19 protein-coding genes and 1 pseudogene are annotated in these 17,927 nt (G+C 70.6%); 12 read left to right on the top strand and 8 right to left on the bottom strand.

The genetic code is table 11. The features are described from left to right. Positions 1–17 precede the first annotated feature (17 nt). The 3 genes from ABT336_RS11845 (at position 18) to ABT336_RS11835 (ending at position 3,993) form a co-directional block, all read left to right on the top strand. The gene (locus ABT336_RS11845) at positions 18–2,447 is read left to right on the top strand and encodes a P-loop NTPase family protein (RefSeq protein ID WP_350896515.1); all 2,430 of its coding nucleotides are present in this window, start codon (positions 18–20) and stop codon (positions 2,445–2,447) included. Positions 2,448–2,498: 51 nt separating this feature from the next. Next, entirely contained in the window at positions 2,499–3,260 is a 762-nt protein-coding gene (locus tag ABT336_RS11840) for a hypothetical protein (protein ID WP_350896514.1), read from the top strand. Between the two features lie 61 nt (positions 3,261–3,321). Beyond that, on the top strand, positions 3,322–3,993 hold the full coding sequence (locus ABT336_RS11835) for an NUDIX domain-containing protein (RefSeq protein WP_350896513.1): 672 nt from the start codon (positions 3,322–3,324) through the stop codon (positions 3,991–3,993). 57 nt (positions 3,994–4,050) lie between these two features. Here ABT336_RS11835 and ABT336_RS11830 read toward each other — a convergent pair whose 3' ends face one another. Continuing rightward, positions 4,051–5,037, bottom strand: coding sequence for an XRE family transcriptional regulator (locus tag ABT336_RS11830; RefSeq protein ID WP_350896589.1), 987 nt, complete (start codon positions 5,035–5,037; stop codon positions 4,051–4,053). Positions 5,038–5,100: 63 nt separating this feature from the next. After that, positions 5,101–5,277 (bottom strand): annotated as a pseudogene (locus tag ABT336_RS11825) (helix-turn-helix domain-containing protein); the annotation flags it as partial. 299 nt (positions 5,278–5,576) lie between these two features. On the opposite strand from ABT336_RS11825, the gene ABT336_RS11820 reads away from it, so the two are divergent. The 9 genes from ABT336_RS11820 to ABT336_RS11780 all read left to right on the top strand — a co-directional run bounded on the left by ABT336_RS11820 (position 5,577) and on the right by ABT336_RS11780 (position 8,901). Then, the gene (locus tag ABT336_RS11820) at positions 5,577–5,816 is read left to right on the top strand and encodes a hypothetical protein (RefSeq protein ID WP_350896512.1); all 240 of its coding nucleotides are present in this window, start codon (positions 5,577–5,579) and stop codon (positions 5,814–5,816) included. 186 nt (positions 5,817–6,002) lie between these two features. Continuing rightward, complete coding sequence (locus ABT336_RS11815) at positions 6,003–6,344, top strand: hypothetical protein (RefSeq protein ID WP_350896511.1); 342 nt, start codon at positions 6,003–6,005, stop codon at positions 6,342–6,344. Between the two features lie 47 nt (positions 6,345–6,391). Further along, positions 6,392–6,820, top strand: a complete 429-nt coding sequence (locus ABT336_RS11810; protein WP_350896510.1) for a hypothetical protein — start codon at positions 6,392–6,394, stop codon at positions 6,818–6,820. Continuing rightward, on the top strand, positions 6,820–7,044 hold the full coding sequence (locus ABT336_RS11805) for a hypothetical protein (RefSeq protein WP_350896509.1): 225 nt from the start codon (positions 6,820–6,822) through the stop codon (positions 7,042–7,044). Before ABT336_RS11810 ends, ABT336_RS11805 begins: the two co-directional genes overlap by 1 nt. An 87-nt stretch (positions 7,045–7,131) precedes the next feature. After that, the gene (locus ABT336_RS11800) at positions 7,132–7,380 is read left to right on the top strand and encodes a hypothetical protein (protein ID WP_350896508.1); all 249 of its coding nucleotides are present in this window, start codon (positions 7,132–7,134) and stop codon (positions 7,378–7,380) included. Between the two features lie 37 nt (positions 7,381–7,417). Further along, positions 7,418–7,963: a hypothetical protein gene (locus ABT336_RS11795; RefSeq protein ID WP_350896507.1), complete on the top strand. Its 546-nt coding sequence runs from the start codon at positions 7,418–7,420 to the stop codon at positions 7,961–7,963. Further along, positions 7,960–8,157, top strand: a complete 198-nt coding sequence (locus tag ABT336_RS11790) for a hypothetical protein (RefSeq protein WP_350896506.1) — start codon at positions 7,960–7,962, stop codon at positions 8,155–8,157. The genes ABT336_RS11795 and ABT336_RS11790 overlap by 4 nt, the downstream gene beginning before the upstream one ends. Positions 8,158–8,227: 70 nt before the next feature. Next, entirely contained in the window at positions 8,228–8,374 is a 147-nt protein-coding gene (locus tag ABT336_RS11785; RefSeq protein WP_350896505.1) for a hypothetical protein, read from the top strand. 86 nt (positions 8,375–8,460) lie between these two features. After that, on the top strand, positions 8,461–8,901 hold the full coding sequence (locus tag ABT336_RS11780) for a hypothetical protein (protein WP_350896504.1): 441 nt from the start codon (positions 8,461–8,463) through the stop codon (positions 8,899–8,901). A gap of 192 nt (positions 8,902–9,093) precedes the next feature. Here the strand turns inward: ABT336_RS11780 and ABT336_RS11775 are convergent, their stop codons facing one another. The 6 genes from ABT336_RS11775 to ABT336_RS11750 form a co-directional block, all read right to left on the bottom strand. Next, complete coding sequence (locus ABT336_RS11775; RefSeq protein WP_350896503.1) at positions 9,094–9,399, bottom strand: hypothetical protein; 306 nt, start codon at positions 9,397–9,399, stop codon at positions 9,094–9,096. Between the two features lie 65 nt (positions 9,400–9,464). Further along, positions 9,465–9,908: a helicase associated domain-containing protein gene (locus tag ABT336_RS11770; RefSeq protein ID WP_350896502.1), complete on the bottom strand. Its 444-nt coding sequence runs from the start codon at positions 9,906–9,908 to the stop codon at positions 9,465–9,467. A gap of 30 nt (positions 9,909–9,938) precedes the next feature. Beyond that, positions 9,939–10,715 (bottom strand): helicase associated domain-containing protein, encoded by a 777-nt coding sequence (locus ABT336_RS11765; RefSeq protein ID WP_350896501.1) that lies wholly within the window; start codon positions 10,713–10,715, stop codon positions 9,939–9,941. A gap of 120 nt (positions 10,716–10,835) precedes the next feature. After that, on the bottom strand, positions 10,836–16,019 hold the full coding sequence (locus ABT336_RS11760) for a helicase-like domain-containing protein (protein ID WP_350896500.1): 5,184 nt from the start codon (positions 16,017–16,019) through the stop codon (positions 10,836–10,838). A gap of 85 nt (positions 16,020–16,104) precedes the next feature. After that, complete coding sequence (locus tag ABT336_RS11755) at positions 16,105–16,854, bottom strand: hypothetical protein (protein WP_350896499.1); 750 nt, start codon at positions 16,852–16,854, stop codon at positions 16,105–16,107. A 344-nt stretch (positions 16,855–17,198) separates the two neighbouring features. Beyond that, positions 17,199–17,927, bottom strand: a 729-nt coding sequence (locus ABT336_RS11750; protein WP_350896498.1) for a hypothetical protein, incomplete at its 5' end; no start/stop codon positions are given.

Genomic DNA, 17,927 nt, shown 5'->3' with positions numbered 1-17,927 from the left:
ACTGAACGGAGACGACCATGGCAACGACGACGAACCGGCCGGCGCCGCTGCCCACCAGCACGCCGACCTTCAAGCCCACCCCCACGCCGGTCCCGGTGGGGGCGGCCCGCATGCAGAACTGGCACATCGACCCCGCCGACGGCGACCGCCGCAAGCGCATGCCCTACGAGGTGCCGGTCGACGCCGACAACCACCGCACCGCCCACAAGCGGCACCAGTGCCCGAACACCCGCAACGCCAACGGCGGCGGCACCGAACGGTGCGGCGAGCACACGTGGCTGCTGCCCGGCGACAAGGCCCCGTTCTGCCGGGAACACGGCGACCGCCTCACCGAGGTCACCAACGGGTCGAAGACCCGCGCCGTCCTCCGCGAGCTGTACCGGCTGCACGGGCACTCCGCCGCCCCCTGGGTGCTGCCCGCCGCCGCCGCCACGGTCGACGGCGTGGCAGCCCTCGGCAACCTCGGCCCCCTCGACACCGCACCCGCCGTGGTCGCCGGCGCCGCCGGCGCCTACTACGTGACGAAGCGGACCCTCACCCGCCGGGCGGTCAAGCGCAACCGCATCGAGCAGGGGCAGCGCACCGGCAAGCGGATCCGCGCCATCAACCGCCACGCCCGGCGGGCCGCCGCCGTCGCCACCGAAACCGGCCTGTGGGCGACCGCCCTGACCGCCACCGACATCACCACCTGGCCCGGCCGGATCATCGCCGCCGCCGGCATGATCCGCTGGGCGGTCGGCATGGTCCGCTGGTGGGACAGCGCCGACGCCCGCCGGCAGACACCCCCCACCCCCGTCGAAGTCGACACCACCGAACTCCCGGCCCCCGCCGTTGAGGAACTCGACCCGGTGCGGCTGCGGGCCCTCACCACCTGGATCACTCTCATCGGCTGCGTCGGCGGGCCCCTCGCCGGCACCGAACTCGTCGACTACCAGCAGCTCCCCGCCTGCGAGGTCGGCGCGAACATCCGCACCCGCCTACCCAACTGGTCGGCGAAGGTCGTCGCCAAGGTCGACGGGTCCATCAACATGCGGGAGCAGCGCACCAACCTGCTCGGCCGGATTGCCGCCGCCTACAAGTGCACCTACGCCGACGTGTCGTTCGCCGCCGACGACACCGACCTGTCCATCGGCTGGCTGCGGGTGCAGCCCGACAACCCGCTCGCCGAGACGAAGCTGTGGCCCGGCCCGCAGGTCGCCAACGACTGGAAGAACGGCCGGTCCCGCATCGGCCGGTTCAACGACGGCCTCGACATCCACTACCAGTGGTGGACGAAGCAGGGCGCCGCCCACGACCTGATCTCCGGCTGCACCGGCTCCGGCAAGTCGGAGGTGGTGGCGCAACTCCTGCTGGCGTCCCTGCACTCCGATGGCTTGGTCCTCGACTGGGTGGGTGACCCGCAGGGCGGACAGTCGTACGGCGCGCTCAAGGGCGCGGTCGATTGGTTCGCTCGGGACACGTCCGAGATCAAGCTGATGCTGCTGGCGGCGCTCAAGGAGATGTTGCGCCGCAACGACGAGCTGTCCGCCGCCGACATCAAGACGTGGCGGCCCACCAAGGCGATGCCGCTACTCGTCATCACCCTCGACGAGGTGCAGTCGTTCATCGACGACCCGATCATCCTCGAACTCGTCGAGAAGCTGGTGGGGATGGGCCGCAAGTGCGGCATCAAGATGCGGCTGATCACCCAGATCCCCGCCGCCTACAACCTGGGCGGTAGCACCTACATCAAGGAGCAGTTGAAGGCCGGACAGACCCTGATCTTCCGGGCTATGACCGATGTGGCGGGCCGCTCGGCCGTGGACGGGGACTGCCCGGTCGACCCGACCGCCCTGCCCGACAAGTGGGGCGCGCACACCTGCGCCGCCGGGGCGACCACTGCCGGCCTGATGTTCGTGCAGGGCATCAACGGACGCGACGTGTACGGCCGGGCTGACTACACCGGCGACGACATGGCGGTGTGGCTGACCGACGCCGAAGGCCGGTCGACTCTCACCCCGGGCGTGTTCGGCCGGGACGCGCAGCGAGAGTCGGGGGTGTTGTGGGGTGACCGGAAGGAACGCGCCGCCGCCCTACTCGCGGCTGGTCGGTCCGACGCTGACCTGCTCGCCGGCGGGAAGGCCATCGAACTGATCGAAATGGCCTCCGTCAACCAGCGGCCCGCCACCCCGCCCGGTGTGCCGCCCGCAACCCCACCACAGCCTCCGGGGCAGCCTGCGGGCCGGGTGTCCCGGGACGTGGTGCTGGAAGCCGCCGCTGCCGCCGCCGACAGCAACGGCCGGGTCACCAAGGACCAGGTCATCGCCCAGCTCGCCCGCATGGTCGAAGAGATGGCGCCCGGCACCCGCGATAAGGCCCTCACCGACCTCGTCGCCGACGGGAAGCTCCGCCGCGTCAAGTACGGCCTGTACGAGGTCCCGACCGCCGCCGCACACAGCCAGGGGTGACCAGCTTGGAGGAGAGCATGCAGCAACTGATCAGGGAGTCGGAGGAGCAGGGTGAGTAACCAGCCGACGGGGCGGATCCCCCGGCAGCGCACCGGCGGAGACGAGCGGCGCCGCAGCGTCGTCTACGGCATCCCCACCTTGCCCGTCGACCGGGCCACCGGCGCCGTCATCCCCGGCCAGCCGCCGATCGTCGGATACATCGGCAAGAGCGTGCAGACGGTGTGGCAGCGGCAGCAGCAGCACCGCGACAGCCAGCCGTTCTCCGACCTCATCTGCGGCGGGTCCTGGCCGATCGAGGAGGGGTACTGGACGCCTGCCGTTCTGGCCGCCCGGGAGGAGTGGTGGATCCGCCACGGTGCTGTTCTGGTGGCTGGGCAGAAGCCGCAGCGGCCTGTCTACAACTACGAGCACAACACCGGCAACCCGGACCGGATCGAGGTGTGGCGTGCGGTGGAGCACCGGCAGCGTCGGGAGCCCGGCTGGATGCCGCCAGCCAAGGACGGCACCCCGCGCACACCCGCAGCCGCGCCCGGCCCGGTCGCCCGCTGGTGGGCCGACCGGCAGCGCAACGTCGCCCGCTGGTGGGTGAAACACAGGGCCCGGATTGCCGCCTGGACGGCCCTGTGGCTGGCCCTGTCGGTCGGGGCGTGGTGGCTGCGCACCAGCGGCACCTGGACCGGTTTGGGCGCCGTGGGGGAGGCCGCCGGGCTGGGTTCGTGCGCGTGGGCGGTGATCGCTTGGCGGGTGCATAAGGGAACCCGACCCAGACGGCGGCGTACCCGCCGGCCCGCTCGGGGCAGAGCCCGCCGGTAACCCCCCGCGCCGCCGCCCCACCCACAACACCCGTCACCGCCAACCACCGAGGAGACCCCCCGTGTCCACCTACCAGCCCGTTGACATCACCCCCACCCACCTCCAGCCCCCAGCCCTCACACGCGCCACACCGGGCGGGTGGATACACGACCTGCACCCCCACCCCCGTCTCGTCACCGACTGGCCCGCCCGGCAGTGGCAGGCCCTCATCCCGCACGCGGTGCGCGACGGGCTCCCCGTCAACCCCGTCGAGGTCACCGGCCGTATCGGCAGGGACCTCGGCAGGTGGGGGGAGAACCCGGCCGCCGACCCGATCGTGGTAGCCGACACCCCCGACGGCCCGCAGGTGCTGCTGATCCGCCGTGACGACTGCGGGCAGTGGGCGATCCCCGGCGGCATGGTCGACCCCGGTGAGACAGCCCCGACCGCCCTCGTCCGGGAGTTGCGGGAGGAAACCGGGGTGGACCTGTCCGCGCTCGCCCCCACCTTCCTGGCCCGCACCTACGTGCACGATCCCCGCAACACCGACTGGGCATGGATCAGCAGCACCGCCGCCCTGTACCGACTTGGCGGGGTGATGGCCGCGACCGCCGGAAGCGACGCCGAGGACGCCGCTTGGTGGCCGTTCGACGACGTCAACCAGCTCGATGGTGTGCTGCGTGCTGCGGGCAACGCGCTGTACGGGGCGCACCGGCCGCTGCTGGACGCCGCCCACGGCAGGCTGCACGGCTGACCCTGCAACGACAACGGCCCGGGGCGAGAAGCCCCGGGCCGCCGTCTTGCGTGCTGGTCAGGCTGCGGTAAGCTCCCGCAGTTCGGCCACCTGCGGCCGGCGTCGCTCCGCCAACGGCACCGCCTCGATCACCCGGCCGGCGACCACCCGCAGCGACGTCACCCGCTCCGCCGCTGGCAGCCCGTCCACCTGGGCGACCGCGTGCCGCACCCCCTCCGACACGTGCCCGTCCCGCACCAGCCCGGCCGCCCGGTGCAGCTCCACCTGCGCCCGCAGCCGCCGCTGGGCTTCCGGGTAGAGGCTGACCGCCCGGTCCTGCGACTCGCCAGCTCGCCGCGAATCCCCCGCGTACGTGTGCACCCACGAGGCGGTGTGCCACAGCCGATGCTCCGGCCACCCCCACAGCGACGTCACCTCCGCCTCGGACGCCGGCATCGCCTCGGTCACCGCCTCCATCTGCCGGACCGTCGCCACCGCCTCCGCATGCCTGCCCGCGAGGGCCAGCGCCTGAGCCCGACCACACAGCAAGCCCGCGCTCGCAGCACCCGACCGTGCCGGACCTGCGCTGTCCGCCAACTCGACCAGGGCGCCCGGTTCCCGGCCGTCGTAGCAGCCGGTGATCACATCCCACCCGGTCACCCACGTCCGGGCCGTCGCGTCCCCCGACTCGGTGGCGGTTCGCCGCGCCGTCGACCACCACCTCGCCGCCGTCGACTGGTCCCCGGCCGCCACCCACGCCAACGCGGCAAGGGTCGACAACTGCGCCGCCGCAGCGAGTAGCCCCCCGCGACGTTCGTCCTCGACCGCCGCCAACTGGTGGGCGAGCACGTCCAAGTCACCGCGCAGCCGGGACAGCATCGTCGAGTGCGGCTGCCCGTAGTAGTCGCGCCCGTAGCCCGCCACGATGTCGCGCCACTCGCCCACCACATCCCCGTCCGCTGCCGACGTGAGGCCGTGCCGCAGCGCCTCCCACCCCGTTAGTTCGGCCACCGCCGGTGCCGCCGCCAGCGCACCCATCGCGGCCAGCATGTTCCGTCTCCGCATGATCGCGTCTCCTGACTGGCCATCCCTGACGGCCCGGTCACGTCGATAAGCCTCTATCAGTGTGCCCCCGGCGTGCAGCACGTGGTCACACGATCGGGCCACATCCTCCGACCCGCGCACCTCGCCACGCTCGATGCGCCCCAGCAGGCTCCAGTCGTAGTGCACCAGCCCGCCCAGCTTCCGCAAGCTCAATGCCGCCTGCCGCCGCCGCGCTCGCAACTCCTGCCCGAATTCGCTCATGGTGTGCTCCCCAGCATCCGTGTGGCGTCCTTTGTGGAGCCACATGCCACACCTGACATTCTCGCAGGTCACAAGGGATCCTTGGGGGGCAGCCCGGAAGGGTTTGCCTCGCGGCAGGGGGGCCGGTTGAGCCATCCCCAGCAGCTCCCCTGCCACCCTGCCGCGACCCGACGCCGTTGGAGGTGCGTGGTGCAGAGACCGAGCAACGAGCGGACCACGCCGCCGTCCGCGCCCGCCGACCGGGTGACCCCGAACATGCCCCGCCCCGACCGGTGGGACCGCCCGGACAGGTGGCAGCGGTGACCCACGACGTGGACGTGCCCGCCGGAACCGTGCTGCGCCTAGCGGCGGGAGAGTGGTGGCAGCAGCCCCGAACCCAAACGACGACTGGCCTCACCGTGACCGTGGTGGCCGTCTACCGGCAGGTCGTGGGCGGTCGGGTGTGGATGCAGGGGCACACGTGCGCGGCCGGAGAATGCGGCGGAGCGTGGTGTTTCGAGGGGCAGGTGGCGGTGGTGGCAGTGCAGCGGAACCGGTGACACGGTTGGCATGAAGGCGCTCTGACGCACGACGACGCCCCTGCCTCGCATCGAGGTGGGGCGTCGTCCTGTGCCCGGTGTCTTTGTGGTGGGTGAACTCCCGTGCTCACCATGTGCATACCGACTACCCATTTGCGGGATGAAGATGTATAGTCAGGTAGCGTTCACTGGTAGGAGGTAAAGACCATGGAGAAGCCCCGCTACATTGTGCAGCCCGGCCCCCGCCCCGGAGTGTGGACCGTCGTCGACACCGTCAACGGGCAAGTCGTCATGCGGGAACGCGACGAGACGATGATCCGCAGGTTCGCCGAGGCCCGTAACAACCTGCCGCCCCAGCCCGCCACCCCGGCCCCCTCCCCGGCCGCCCCGGCGCGCCAGACCGGCTGGTCCAACGCGGCCAAGCGCCGCTCCGGTCGGACCGGCCGCAGCCACCCCCTCGGTGAGGTGATCGAGACCGGTGACGGCCACACCGTCTACACGGACACCGCCTTCGGCGGCGGGCGGGTCCAGATTTGGGACGAGTCCTGACCGGATCGGCCCACACGCCCCCACCGCAGCAAGCGAGGAGCAGCATCATGCAGTTGACCGAAGTGCAGCGGGCTGCGTTGCTCGACCGGGCGGTAGAGGCGGTCCGGGCCCGGTACGCCGTCGGACCGGACACCGACCCGGGCGAGGTGACCCGCCTCGCTGAACTGGCCCGCCTGGCGGTGACCGACGCGGTGACCCGGGGCGACCACATCCACACCCTAATCAGCCACCGCGCCGGGGTGTCCGGGCTGCTGGTCATCGACCTGATCGCCGACTGGCCGGCGCAGGGAAAGGCCCTCGCCGTCGAGCGCCACGCGGCGGCCCGATACGCCGAGCAGGTGCGGCAACGCACCATGACGCACGCCCGGCAGCGGGTCGGCGCGCAGGGGCACGGGGCGAAAGCGGAGATGGCACGGCAGTTCGGTGTGACCCGCAAGTCGGTGGACGCCTGGATCGACCACCCGGGAAAGGAATAATGGCAGCCTCCCCCAACTGTTGGCCCCTGGACGACATCGCCGCCTGCGGTGACCTAGCCGCAGCCCTCGGAGTCCGCAACAGCGCCATCAACAACTGGGCCAACCGGTATCCGGATTTCCCTGCCCCGCTTCGGGTGCTGTCCACCGGCCCGGTCTGGTCACTCCAGCAGGTACGGGCGTGGCACGACGGCCGAACCTGGCACCCGGGCAAGCACAAGAGCTAGCAGACGGAGAGAGCGACCGCCCCGAGATGATCGAAGAACCTCGGGGCGGCCACCCCATCGTAGAACCACCACACGAGAGGAAGACCCATGGGCAAACTTGAGGCGGCCGTGGCGTACCGGGAGCGGTTCCTGGCTGCGGGCGGAAGCAGCGGAAAGAACGGGCGGGCATGGCAGCTCGCGGGCATCAACCCGAGGGACGCCGCCGAACTGGAGTCGAAGGGGTACACCCCCGAGGCGGTGAAGGCCCGCATCGACGCGCAGCCGATCAAGTGGGGCGACGAACGGGACGCCGAGGCGGCCATCGACGCGATGCTGGACGGCCCCCCGGCGAACTGAACCCCCAGACACCATCACAGCCGACCAGGAGAACACCATGACCATGACCACGCATGCACTGACGGGCAGCGACAAGGAAGTCAGGTGGGCCACCGCGATACGTGACGAGACGATCGCCGAGCTCGCCGCCGTCGACCCCACCCACCGGGCCGACACCACCCGGATCCTTCACCAAGTCACCGACGCGACCTGGTGGATCGAAACCCGCAACATCCCCGGCGACGAGTGGCCCGCCCGCCTCGGAATCACCAGCCCGGCACACGAGCAGCGGCCCCTCCACAGGGTCAGCGAAGGATCCCGGCAGCGTCTCGCCGACCGCATGCACACCGCCGAGCGGATCCGCGCCGCCCTCGACACCACCGGGGTCCACCGCACCGCCTACGGGCTGACCATCAGCATCAACGACACCCTCGGTCTCCACCAGATCGACTGCTCCGGCCGCACCGACAGCCGCAAGGCCGCCCGGCTGGCCTTGGCAGACCAGCTCGTTGCCGGGCTGGCCACGGCCGGCTGCGAGGTACCCGACGAGGCGCGGAAGATCCTCGCCAACGGCGGCGTGATCACGATCGGGGGGCAGCGGTGAACTGGCCTCCCGTGTACGTCGACCTCCTCGGCGAACGTCACGACTGGGACGCGGTCGCCGAGAGCGATCCGGAGACTGAGTACGACGACGGCAGCGAGCCGATCACCTACCGGGAGTTGGCGTTCGACATCTGCGACCGGTGGGGTGGCATCGAGGAATTCCTCAACGATCAGTGGAGCCGCCAAGTTTCCTAGCCCAGCAGCAGCAAGCCGCCCCCACCTCAGCGTGAGGTGGGGGCGGTGTCGTGTGCGGGTACAGGGAGGCGTGGACCGCGATCACTGGCGCAACCTGGCCGCCAGGCACACCCGCTCCGACGCCGAACCGCGACGGTGCCGAGACTGCGCCGCCTGCTGGCCGTGCGACTACCGGCAGCGCGCCGACCGAGAACTCAACCCGCACCGTTTCGTCTGACCCTCCGCAGGAAGGGCGAACCGCAACCCGTCAGAAACCCGACCAGCCGACCCAACACCAGCCCACCCGCCGCTACCCTGCCCCCCGTGAAACCCACCCGCCTAGCCGCCGCCCTCACCGCAGCCACCCTCACCGCCTGCGGCAGTCAACCCGTCACCACCCCCGAGCCCGCCGCCACCACACCCCCACCCCTACTCATCCGAGGAGACATACTCGTCCCCCTCCCACACTTCCGCTGGGACAAAGGCCAAGGATGCTGGGGGGCCGAACAGCACGCCGACCTGCGCCAAGACGCACGCGTCACCATCACCGACAACACCGGCACCACCGTCGCCATGGGCAAACTCGAACTCGGCAGCGTCACCATGAACCCCGCCGACCGTGAACGCGCCCAGCTGTGCACATTCACCTTCCGCATCGAAGGCGTGCCAGCCGGCGGCCAGTTCTACACCGTCACCGCCGGCAACGTCACCGAACAGTTCCCCGCCGCCGAACTCGCCCAACCCGTCCGCCTCCACGCCCGCTAGTACGCACACGGAAGCGGCCCCACCCCGACAACAGGTAGGGCCGCTTCACACCAGGTCAGCGGCGGCGCGCGGTCGGAGTCGACGCCACCACCGCAGTCACCCCGAACACCACCCCAAACCCCCACGACCACACAGTGTTGCCCCCGCACACACCCGCGAGACCCGCGAACACCACGGCAACCAGTAGACGGGTCACCCTGCACCCCCCGAGCCCTTGCGGGGGCGCCCGCCACCCGCACCCTGACCGACCATGCCCGCCCTCCACCTGTCCAGGGCTGCAAGCTGCCGGGGTAGCCAGTACGGAGCCACCCCACGCCCCACTTCGTCGGCGTTGTACGCGGCAGGGAACGGCCGGTGTTCGTAGATGCCGCCCGGCCGGGACCGCTGCACCCACGTGTAGACCGTGCGTGCCTTCACCCCGTACCGCTGGCACAGTTCGGCGACGTCCACGAACGGCTTACGCGGGTCGGGGCGGACAGTGTCGGCGGGCGCGGGCATGGTGGGCTCCTGCTCGTAGATGAAACACACTTAAGTTGCGGATCGGTTTGTGTGCAACTGCTGGCCTACGGACCTGGCCGGCGCCCCCTGGGTCGCTCGGCGCACCAGTCTGTGTCCAGTTCGTCAAGCTCACGCCCACGACCGGCGGGCAGGGTACCCCGCCGCTTCTGGTAGCGCTGCTGTGCAAGCCACGCACCGAGACGCACTGAATCTTCAACATGTGCGACCGGAACTCGCAGGTGCCCGTGCCGCCGGACGTAGGTGCGAGCCGCCGCGAGCCCTTGCCGCCATGCTGCGTCCTGCGGTTCCCATTCGATACCCAGACGGTCGAGTGCCGTCACCTTCTCCGGCGCAATCCTGCCCAGGCGGTAGTCTCTGCGGCGGTTTCGAAGCCACCACGACAGATTCACGCCGGCGTACTCGCCCCCCTCGGGCACGTTCAGATGTCCGAAGTCGCGACAGAATTCGGCCGCTGCGGCATACCCGGCATCCCAGTCTCTGCTATGCACTTCCTTGACCCAAGCTTTCGCTGCGCAGGCTCATCGGCGTTCGCCCCATTCGCACCCGTGACGCCAGCTCACGTCGAGCGCATCCAAGTCGCGCAGCCGATCGGCATTCAGGATCGCGCGCCGGTACTCGTATCGCTGATCTGAGAGGAACTTCCCGAGTCGGTAGCCGTCTTCGATGTGCGCGGTCGGTGCCCGCAGATCCCCGTGCCGCGCCAGGTACAACCGGGCGGCTTCCATCGCCACCACCGGCGCCTGCCTGCGAGACACCGCCCGCCCACCCTCAGGCCGCCCGGTCTCCTCCCGGCGCTCCCCACCCGCCTCAACGGGCTCCAAGGTCACGCCCAGCTGATCCCACAAGTGGCGGGGCAGCTCGCTGCTCTTCCGCCGCCGCCCCGTGGACGGGTAGGCGGCACGCTCGTCTTCGGTGACGACGACACTGTTCGTGCGGCTCCGCACCCGCCCGATGATCGGGTGGTGTGCACTCTTGGCGTATCGGATCCAGTCGCCCACCTGGACGTCGTCGAACGCCAGCGGCGCAAAGTCGGCGCGGGCTGCCGTTGGTGCGTAGTCCGGGAGTGCGGACGCGTCTGCAGACAGCCGCAACGTGGCCATCCACGCCGAACGGTCGAACCCGGGGAAGCGGGCGGCCATATCGTCGGCGATTCCGTCGGCCAGCACCTCGGCGACCCGTCGCACCTGTTCGCGGCTGAGGTCCGACAGCAGGCCGCCGACCTCTGTCGCGTCGGCCGCACGGGCGGCCCCGGTCCGCAGTGATTCGGCCAGAACCTCGGAATCCCGTGGGTGCATCGTCGATCCTTCCCTCTGATGAAACCAGGCTAGTAGCAGCAAGAGGTAGACGCAATAATTTACGCAAGGTATGGGGGGTGTTGGCCCGCCGAAACCAGCCGACACCCCACCACAACCCGATCAGGCAACCAGGTCGAACAGCGCCAACTGGCCGGCGAACTCCCGCCGACGCGCCACCGGCGCCGCCTCACCCCACAACCGCAGCCGCGCCAGCGGTGCCAGACACAACACGGCCGGCGCAGCCTCCACCACCACCACGCCCGGCCGGTCCTCCTCCGGCCGCTGCGCATCCCCCCGGGCAGCGTCCCGCAACGCCGCCCCAATCTGATCCTGCCGGGCCGTCGCCGCCGCCAACTCGTCCGCGTGCGGGAACCGGGCACCCGTCAACGCCCGCGCCTCCCCGGACCGCTCCCGCTGATCCGCAGCCGCCGCCCGACGGGCTTGCGACGTCGCCGCCGCCCCGTCGATCACCATCCCGACCTCTTCCACGATGCGGCCCGCGTGCCGCTCATCCAGCCACCCCCGGACAAGACGCACCACCACCGGCGCCTGCCCGCCTGCCCGCAGCACCGCCTCAGGGTGCCGCTCCTCACGGCCGCCCAACGCCGTGTACGTGTCGAACGTGACCCGCACCCCCCGCACAGTGCACCGCCGCCACGTCACCCCCCGGTGAAGGGCATCCGCCGCCATGCCGGCCAGGTGCACGGCCTGCCCGCCGTCCTCTACCGGCTCCCCCAGGTGGTCGACCAACGCCGGCCCCGACCAGCTACCGGCAGCCTCCGCCACCGCAGCGAGCGCATCCGCCTCCACCGTCAACGACGCCGCCCGACGCTCCGCCTCCTCCGCTTCACCGGTCAAGCGCCGCTGCGTGCGCGTGTGCGCCGTCGACAGCGACCGCAGGCGGGCAACCGTCGCGTCAACCCCCGCCTTGTCCAGTAGCAGCGGGTTGCCGGTCGCAAGGGCCTTGATCTGGCCGTAGTCAAGCGACCCGTCCCCGATGTCCTCCACCTCACGCGCCGTGCCGGACCCGGTCAACACCTGGTCAATGAATCGGCGCTTACGCTCCAACGCCTGCCACATGTACGAGTCGAACGAACCTTCGGTGACGTACCGGTAGATGGCCACCTCGGCGTTCAAGTTCCCCGGGCGCAGGCCGCGCCCGTCACGCTGCTCAAGGTCCGCCGGCCGCCACGGCGCGTCAACGTGATGCATAGCCACCACCCGGTCTTGAACGTTGGTGCCCACACCGAGCTTGTCGGTAGACCCCATCAGCACCGACACCCGACCGGCCCGGCACTGCGCAAACAGCTCCGCCTTAGCCGCATCCGTGTCCGCGTCGTGGATGAACCGCACCCGCCCGGCAGGCACCCCCGCCGCGATCAAACCGGCCCGGATCTTGCCGTACACCTGCGCGTCACCCGGCCTAGGCGTACCCAGGTCGCAGAACACCACTTGCAGCGTCCCCGTCACCCCGCGCCCCTCATCGCCCGGGTAGGTGATGTCCCGCGTGTCGTGATAGATGGCCGCCACCTGCGCCACCACCGCCGGGATCTTGCCGTGCGCGTCGATCTCCGCCAACTCCCGACCCAACTCCACCACGTCGCCGGTGTCGTCGAACCGGTCGAACGCATCCGCGACCTGCCGGCCGGCGCTCTCCGGCATCCCCGCACCCTCGTCAATGCCCACAAGCGCCGGATCCAACGCGGCTTTACGCCCGTCGGAGCAGATTTTCAGCATGTTGTCTTTGCCCGGCTTGCTGCTACCGCCCTTGCACCGGTCGGCCCGGTCCGACAGGTCCGCCACATAGGCCCGCTGTGCCGCCGTCGCCGGTGACATCACGTTGTGCAAGGCCGCCGCCGGGCGTCGCAACCCCAACGTTTCGGCGGTCTGCACGTCCGCGACCTCAGCGAACAACGCCCGCAACTCAGGAACGTTCGTGAACTTCGCCGGCCGGCGCTTCGTCCGGAACGAAACCCCGTCCGGTGCCACCTCCACCGCCGACACCATCTCGACGAAGTTCGCCGCCCACGCGTCCGGGGTGTCCATGCCCAGCTCGGCCAGACGGCCCGGGTTGAGGTAGTGCTGCATGACGTACAGCTCAAGCATCGTGTTGCTGACCGGCGTGCCGGTGAAGCCGGTACACACCCGGTCGGAACGCTCCCGCAGCCACGCAAGTTTCATGTCAAGATCCGTGGCGCGCTTCGACGGGGACAGAGTGAACCCATCCGTACGGACCGGCACCGCAAGATTCTTGAAATAGTGGAACTCGTCAATGAGTAGGTAGTCGCAACCCAACTGCTCAAACGTCAACCCGTCGTCAACCCGATGCGACAACAGCTCACGAGACTTCGCCCGCATCGTGTCGGCCATCTTCGCCAACTGCTTGACGCTGCGCGCCTCGCCCTGCCCCGCCTTGTCAGCCCACCGGATGGCCTGCCGGAACGCCTCCACCCGCTTAGCCAAGTAGCTGGCCTGCGTGTGCGGGTGCACCGGAATCGACGTGAACGCCGAGTGGGTGATCACCACCGCATCCCACGACCCGAACGCCGCCCGCGCCGCAAACAACTTCCGCCCGTACGAATCGCCCAGCTCATCCTTACCGGCCATGAGGATTCGCGCCCCCGGGAACCACTGCCGGCCCTGACGTGCCGTCTCCTCCAACAAGTGGTTCGGCACCACTAGCAGCGGCTTACGGGCCAACCCCAACCGGCGCAGCGACGTCGCCAACATGAACATCGTCCCCGTCTTACCCGCCCCCACCGAATGCGCGCACAGGGCGGCCGGGGTGCACAGCGACCGGTACACCATGCTCCGCTGATGCGCGTACGGGGTGAACGTGTCACCCAACCCGGGGAACGTCAGATGCGCGCCGTCGAACTCCCGCAGCCTCACCGCGTTGAAACGCTGGTTGTAGTCGGCTGCCAGCCGGTCCGCGCGGGCCGGATCCTCCCACACCCATTCGGCGAACCGCGCCGACAGTGCGGCTTGCTTCTGCTCCGCCTCCATCGTCGCCGCCTCGTTACGCACCGACCGATCCCCGTCGGGCGTGCTCACCCGGTCGTACACCACCGGGATTTTCCCGTTCAACGCCAGTTCGGCCAGACGGTAGGCGTGCTGCCGGTCCGTGCCCCACTCCGCCGTCGCCGCCGGCATGCTGCGCGCGAAAACGTCAGCCTCCACCTCCCACGCCGCCGTAACCGGCAGGTGCACCACCCTCGGCCGCCGGCCGAGAAGTTCGGCCAGGAAGTCGGCGACGTCGTCGGCAGGAATCCACGGCGCACCCAACCGGGCCCGAATCTCGCCCGGCTCCAAATCGGTCGGCTGCACACCCTCCAACGCGGTCACGTTCCGCGCCAACTCCGCATTGCGCCCGGCCGCCACACGGGCAGCCGACAACTTCGCCCGAACATCCCCAGACAGGTACTCGTCAGCGGGCACCCACACCCCGGACGCCGGATCCCGGTACACGAGGTCACCCAACAGACCCGGCACCTCGGCCGGCTCCACCCCCAACAGCCCGGCCACCGTCGGCACATCCACGTATCCAACCTGGTCGAGGCACAACGCGAGCGCGTCCCCCGGAGTGTCCGCCCGGTCACGGGGCACGGCCGGACGGTTCACCCGCCGGGACAGGATCGCCGCCGGACGCCCGACCCCCGCAGCGTCGTCCCAATCCTCTAGCGCCAGCACCGCAACGTAGTCAGGGTCACGGCGGAACCCGCCCATCGTCGGCCGGGTACGGGTCGGCACCTCCACCACCCGCGCCCCCGTCTTCGGATGCGCGACGGCGGTCACGCTGCCCGCCTCCACCTCAGCAGCGAGGTCGCTGCCCGCCTTCACCGCCTTGAACCGGGTGCCGACCGTGCACCGGTTGAGGAAACCGTGCCGGGGCACGTACTCCTCATAGGCCGCACGTAGCCGCCCGCGCAACGGCTCCAACGCCCCGTCCGTGGTCGCAGGGTCGGACTCCGCCGCCGCCAACTCCAACGCCAGGTCACGCAACCCGATCAGCGCCGACAGTTCCCGCAGCGTGTCACCGCCCACCGGTCGCGCCTCACCCCTCACCGCACGCGTCACCGGCGTGAGCTTCCCGTGCTGAACCTGCCACGCCTGCCCGTCGACCAGGTGAAACGAACCCTCCTTGCGTCCCTCACTGTCGGCCAGCGGCACCGCCGGGGCGGACGGGACGGTGTCGACCACCGCATAGGCCAAACCCTCCGACCGGGCGAGGTCGGCGAACCCGGCACCGGCCTTCACCATGTCGGCGGCCACCGCGACCGGGTCCGCGCCGCCGTCACGGTCAACCCGCAACGTCCGCCCGTACTGGGCAGCCCGGTCGGCGCCCAGCGTGCCCAGGATCAGGCCGCGCCCGTCACCGAAACAGGCGTTGACCGACTGTCCGGGGAAACCGTCGGCGGGCTGCGAGTCACGCCACCCCAGATATCCGGACGGGTCCCCCGCGCCGCGCTTGCGCAGGATCAGCACATCGGTCAACGGCGACGTTCCCTCACCCGCAAACACCTCATTGGGCAGCCGCACCGCACCCACGAACGCGGCCATGCCCGCGATGAGCGCCCGCGCCTTACCGCCGGTGGAGTCCAGCGAATACCGGGAGGTGATCAGCACCGCCACCCCGCCCGGACGTAGCGCCCGCACCGCCCGCCACACAAAGTAGTCATGGAGGCTGCCCCGCACCCCGGCCGGCGCGCACACGTCATGAACGGGCACATTCCCGAACGGCACGTTGCCGATCACCGCGTTGACGCTGCCCTCCGGCACCGCCGACTCTTCAAACGGCGCGGCGATGATCTCCGCCCCCGGGTGCAGTGCCGCCGCGATCCCGGCCGTGGTCGGGTCACGCTCCACACCCACCATCCGCACCGGCTCCCGCAGGTCGGTCGGCGCGTACTGCATGAACACCCCGGCCCCGCAGCCCGGCTCCAACACCCGTCCGCCGTCGAACCCGAACGCTCGCAGCACATCCCACATGCCGCGTGCGACAGCCGGGGGCGTGTAGAACGCGTTGTACGTGGCCGATTCGCCGGCCTCCAGCTCGGCGGGGGTGAGCAGTTCGGCCAGGTCGTCGGCGACCGTTGCCCACCCGCCGCGCCGTTCCTCGGCGAACACCGGTGCGAGCGGCCCCCAACCCTGCCAGGCGGCGAGCGTGGCGCGCTGGGCGTCGTCGGGGGTGGGTCCGGCGGCGCGCAGCGTGTGGAGGGTCCGCACGGCGTCGACGGCGGCGCGTGCCCGGGTGAGCGGTCCGCCGTTCTCGCGGGTGGCGTAGGGGTCGGTGTGTGCGCTCATGCTCTCTGATCCTCCGAAACTTTGCGTCAACTAATGATTCAAGGTAGGCGGCGGAATCGTGCACGGCAACCCCGCCAACCACCTGTCAGAAAAACGCCAGCTGCCCCGGCCACACCGGCCGCGACGGCGGCGGCAACACCACCACCGGCGCAACCTCCACCGAAACCGACGCAACCGTCACCGGCGCGGGCTCCACCTCCACCGGCGGAACCTCACCCACCGACACCACACGCGGCCGAGTGAAATACCCGAACAACGGATCATCCTGCGACGGCTGCACAGTCGCCGTCACCGTCACCACCCGCCCCCGCAGCCCCTTACGCCACCGATCCCAACCCACCGACGTCGTGTCCTCCGGATCCATCGACCGGGGAACCGAACCCCACGCCTTCCAACCGTCGGCATGCTGTAGCAGCATCTTGTGACCGCCCCGCCCCGGATACAGGCCGTCCTGATAGCGGACCGTCAACACGGTCCCCGAAAACGTGAGCTTCCCTGCCGGCACCTCCACCCCCGCCGCGAGCGCCGCCAACGCCTCCGCCTCACGCGCAGCCTCCCGCGCGTCCTGTTCCCGATCCCGCTGCACACCCCGCGCCGCCGCCTCCGCCTGCCGGGGCGTCATCACCCCACGCCGCAACGCGTCCCGCATGTCCCACATGAACCCGCCCGCATCCGCGTACCGGTCCGTGAGCAACACCGCTAGGTCCGGAAACGCCGCGATCAGCTCGTCACGCGCCGCCACCCGCTTAGCGACCGCCGCAGCCTGCCGGGCCGCGTGCTCCGCCCGCCGCCGTTCCTGCGCGGCAATGACACTCTCTTGCTCCCACACCGGCACCAACTCAATGCGCAGGTTCCACCGGCCATGGTTCGCACCCCCGCACAGACACGAGCAGTTCGGCCCGCTTGCGCCCATACACCGCCCGTCGCACGGCGTTTCAGAATGCTCCCCGAACACGAGACGCAACCGCACACGCTCCCCGCAATGCGGGCACACACTCGCCGTGTCCGCCGTGACGCCGTCGGTGGCGATACCCGAACCACATCCCCCGCAGCTACCGACGGCGCGGCCGGTGGAGGTGCGCCGAGACTTAACCATTCGTGCACTCATGCTGTGGCGTCCCCAATCTCCCCCGGGCGGGGCCGACCGACAGTCAACCCCGCCGTAATAAATGACGCAAACTAGGCCGCAGAGAAGGCGGGCACATGCCGGGCAACAACCCTGTCAATCGCCGCCCACACCGCCGACACATCCGCCCCGGCCGGCACCTCCACCCGCACCACCACGTAACCCGTCGGCCGAGCCACCGTCGGCCGGTCCGCCTCCACCACCACGGAAACACCCGCCAGCGGGCCGGAAACCCGCACAGCCGCCGCCAAGTCCCGTCGCACATCCCGCAGCACCGCCCGCACCCGCGTACCCGGCGCGTACGCGTACCGGCCATGTTCACCCACAGCCGACACCACCACCGGGGCAACCGCCTCCACCACCGGCGCGACCGGTGCCACCACCACCGGCTGCGGCTCCACCACCGGCACCGGACGGGCCGACACCCGCGCCAACGCAGCCGCCACCCGCGCAGGCACCACCGGCGACGACACCACACGAGCAGGGGCCGGAGACACCGGCACCGGCATACGATCCGCCTCCCACCCCGCAACCACCGGCGCAAGCGTGTCCGGCACCACCGGCTGCGACAGCACCACCTCCGACACCACCCACGCCGCAACACCGTCCACCCACACCGCCCGGCCCGCAGCCTCACCACCACCGGCCAACGGCACCCGCCAACACCACCCACCGTCCCGCCGGGTCACCTTCACCCGCCCGGCCAGGTCCCGCCCGGCAAGCTCCCGCAGAATCGCCGCGTGCGGAAACTCCCGCCGGTCGCGGACAGCCGGGAGTTTCCG

Source organism: Micromonospora sp. NPDC000207, from assembly GCF_040300925.1.
Classification (GTDB): Bacteria; Actinomycetota; Actinomycetes; order Mycobacteriales; family Micromonosporaceae; genus Micromonospora.
This window is presented reverse-complemented; position numbering and strand designations above follow the sequence as displayed.

What these genes read in the sequence shown, in the direction of transcription:
- ABT336_RS11845 (WP_350896515.1), top strand. Translation starts at nt 18, where the DNA reads ATGGCAACGACGACGAACCGGCCGGCGCCGCTGCCCACCAGCACGCCG.
- ABT336_RS11830 (WP_350896589.1), bottom strand. Translation starts at nt 5,037, where the DNA reads ATGCGGAGACGGAACATGCTGGCCGCGATGGGTGCGCTGGCGGCGGCA.
- ABT336_RS11815 (WP_350896511.1), top strand. Translation starts at nt 6,003, where the DNA reads ATGGAGAAGCCCCGCTACATTGTGCAGCCCGGCCCCCGCCCCGGAGTG.
- ABT336_RS11810 (WP_350896510.1), top strand. Translation starts at nt 6,392, where the DNA reads ATGCAGTTGACCGAAGTGCAGCGGGCTGCGTTGCTCGACCGGGCGGTA.
- ABT336_RS11805 (WP_350896509.1), top strand. Translation starts at nt 6,820, where the DNA reads ATGGCAGCCTCCCCCAACTGTTGGCCCCTGGACGACATCGCCGCCTGC.
- ABT336_RS11800 (WP_350896508.1), top strand. Translation starts at nt 7,132, where the DNA reads ATGGGCAAACTTGAGGCGGCCGTGGCGTACCGGGAGCGGTTCCTGGCT.
- ABT336_RS11795 (WP_350896507.1), top strand. Translation starts at nt 7,418, where the DNA reads ATGACCATGACCACGCATGCACTGACGGGCAGCGACAAGGAAGTCAGG.
- ABT336_RS11775 (WP_350896503.1), bottom strand. Translation starts at nt 9,399, where the DNA reads ATGCCCGCGCCCGCCGACACTGTCCGCCCCGACCCGCGTAAGCCGTTC.
- ABT336_RS11765 (WP_350896501.1), bottom strand. Translation starts at nt 10,715, where the DNA reads ATGCACCCACGGGATTCCGAGGTTCTGGCCGAATCACTGCGGACCGGG.
- ABT336_RS11760 (WP_350896500.1), bottom strand. Translation starts at nt 16,019, where the DNA reads ATGAGCGCACACACCGACCCCTACGCCACCCGCGAGAACGGCGGACCG.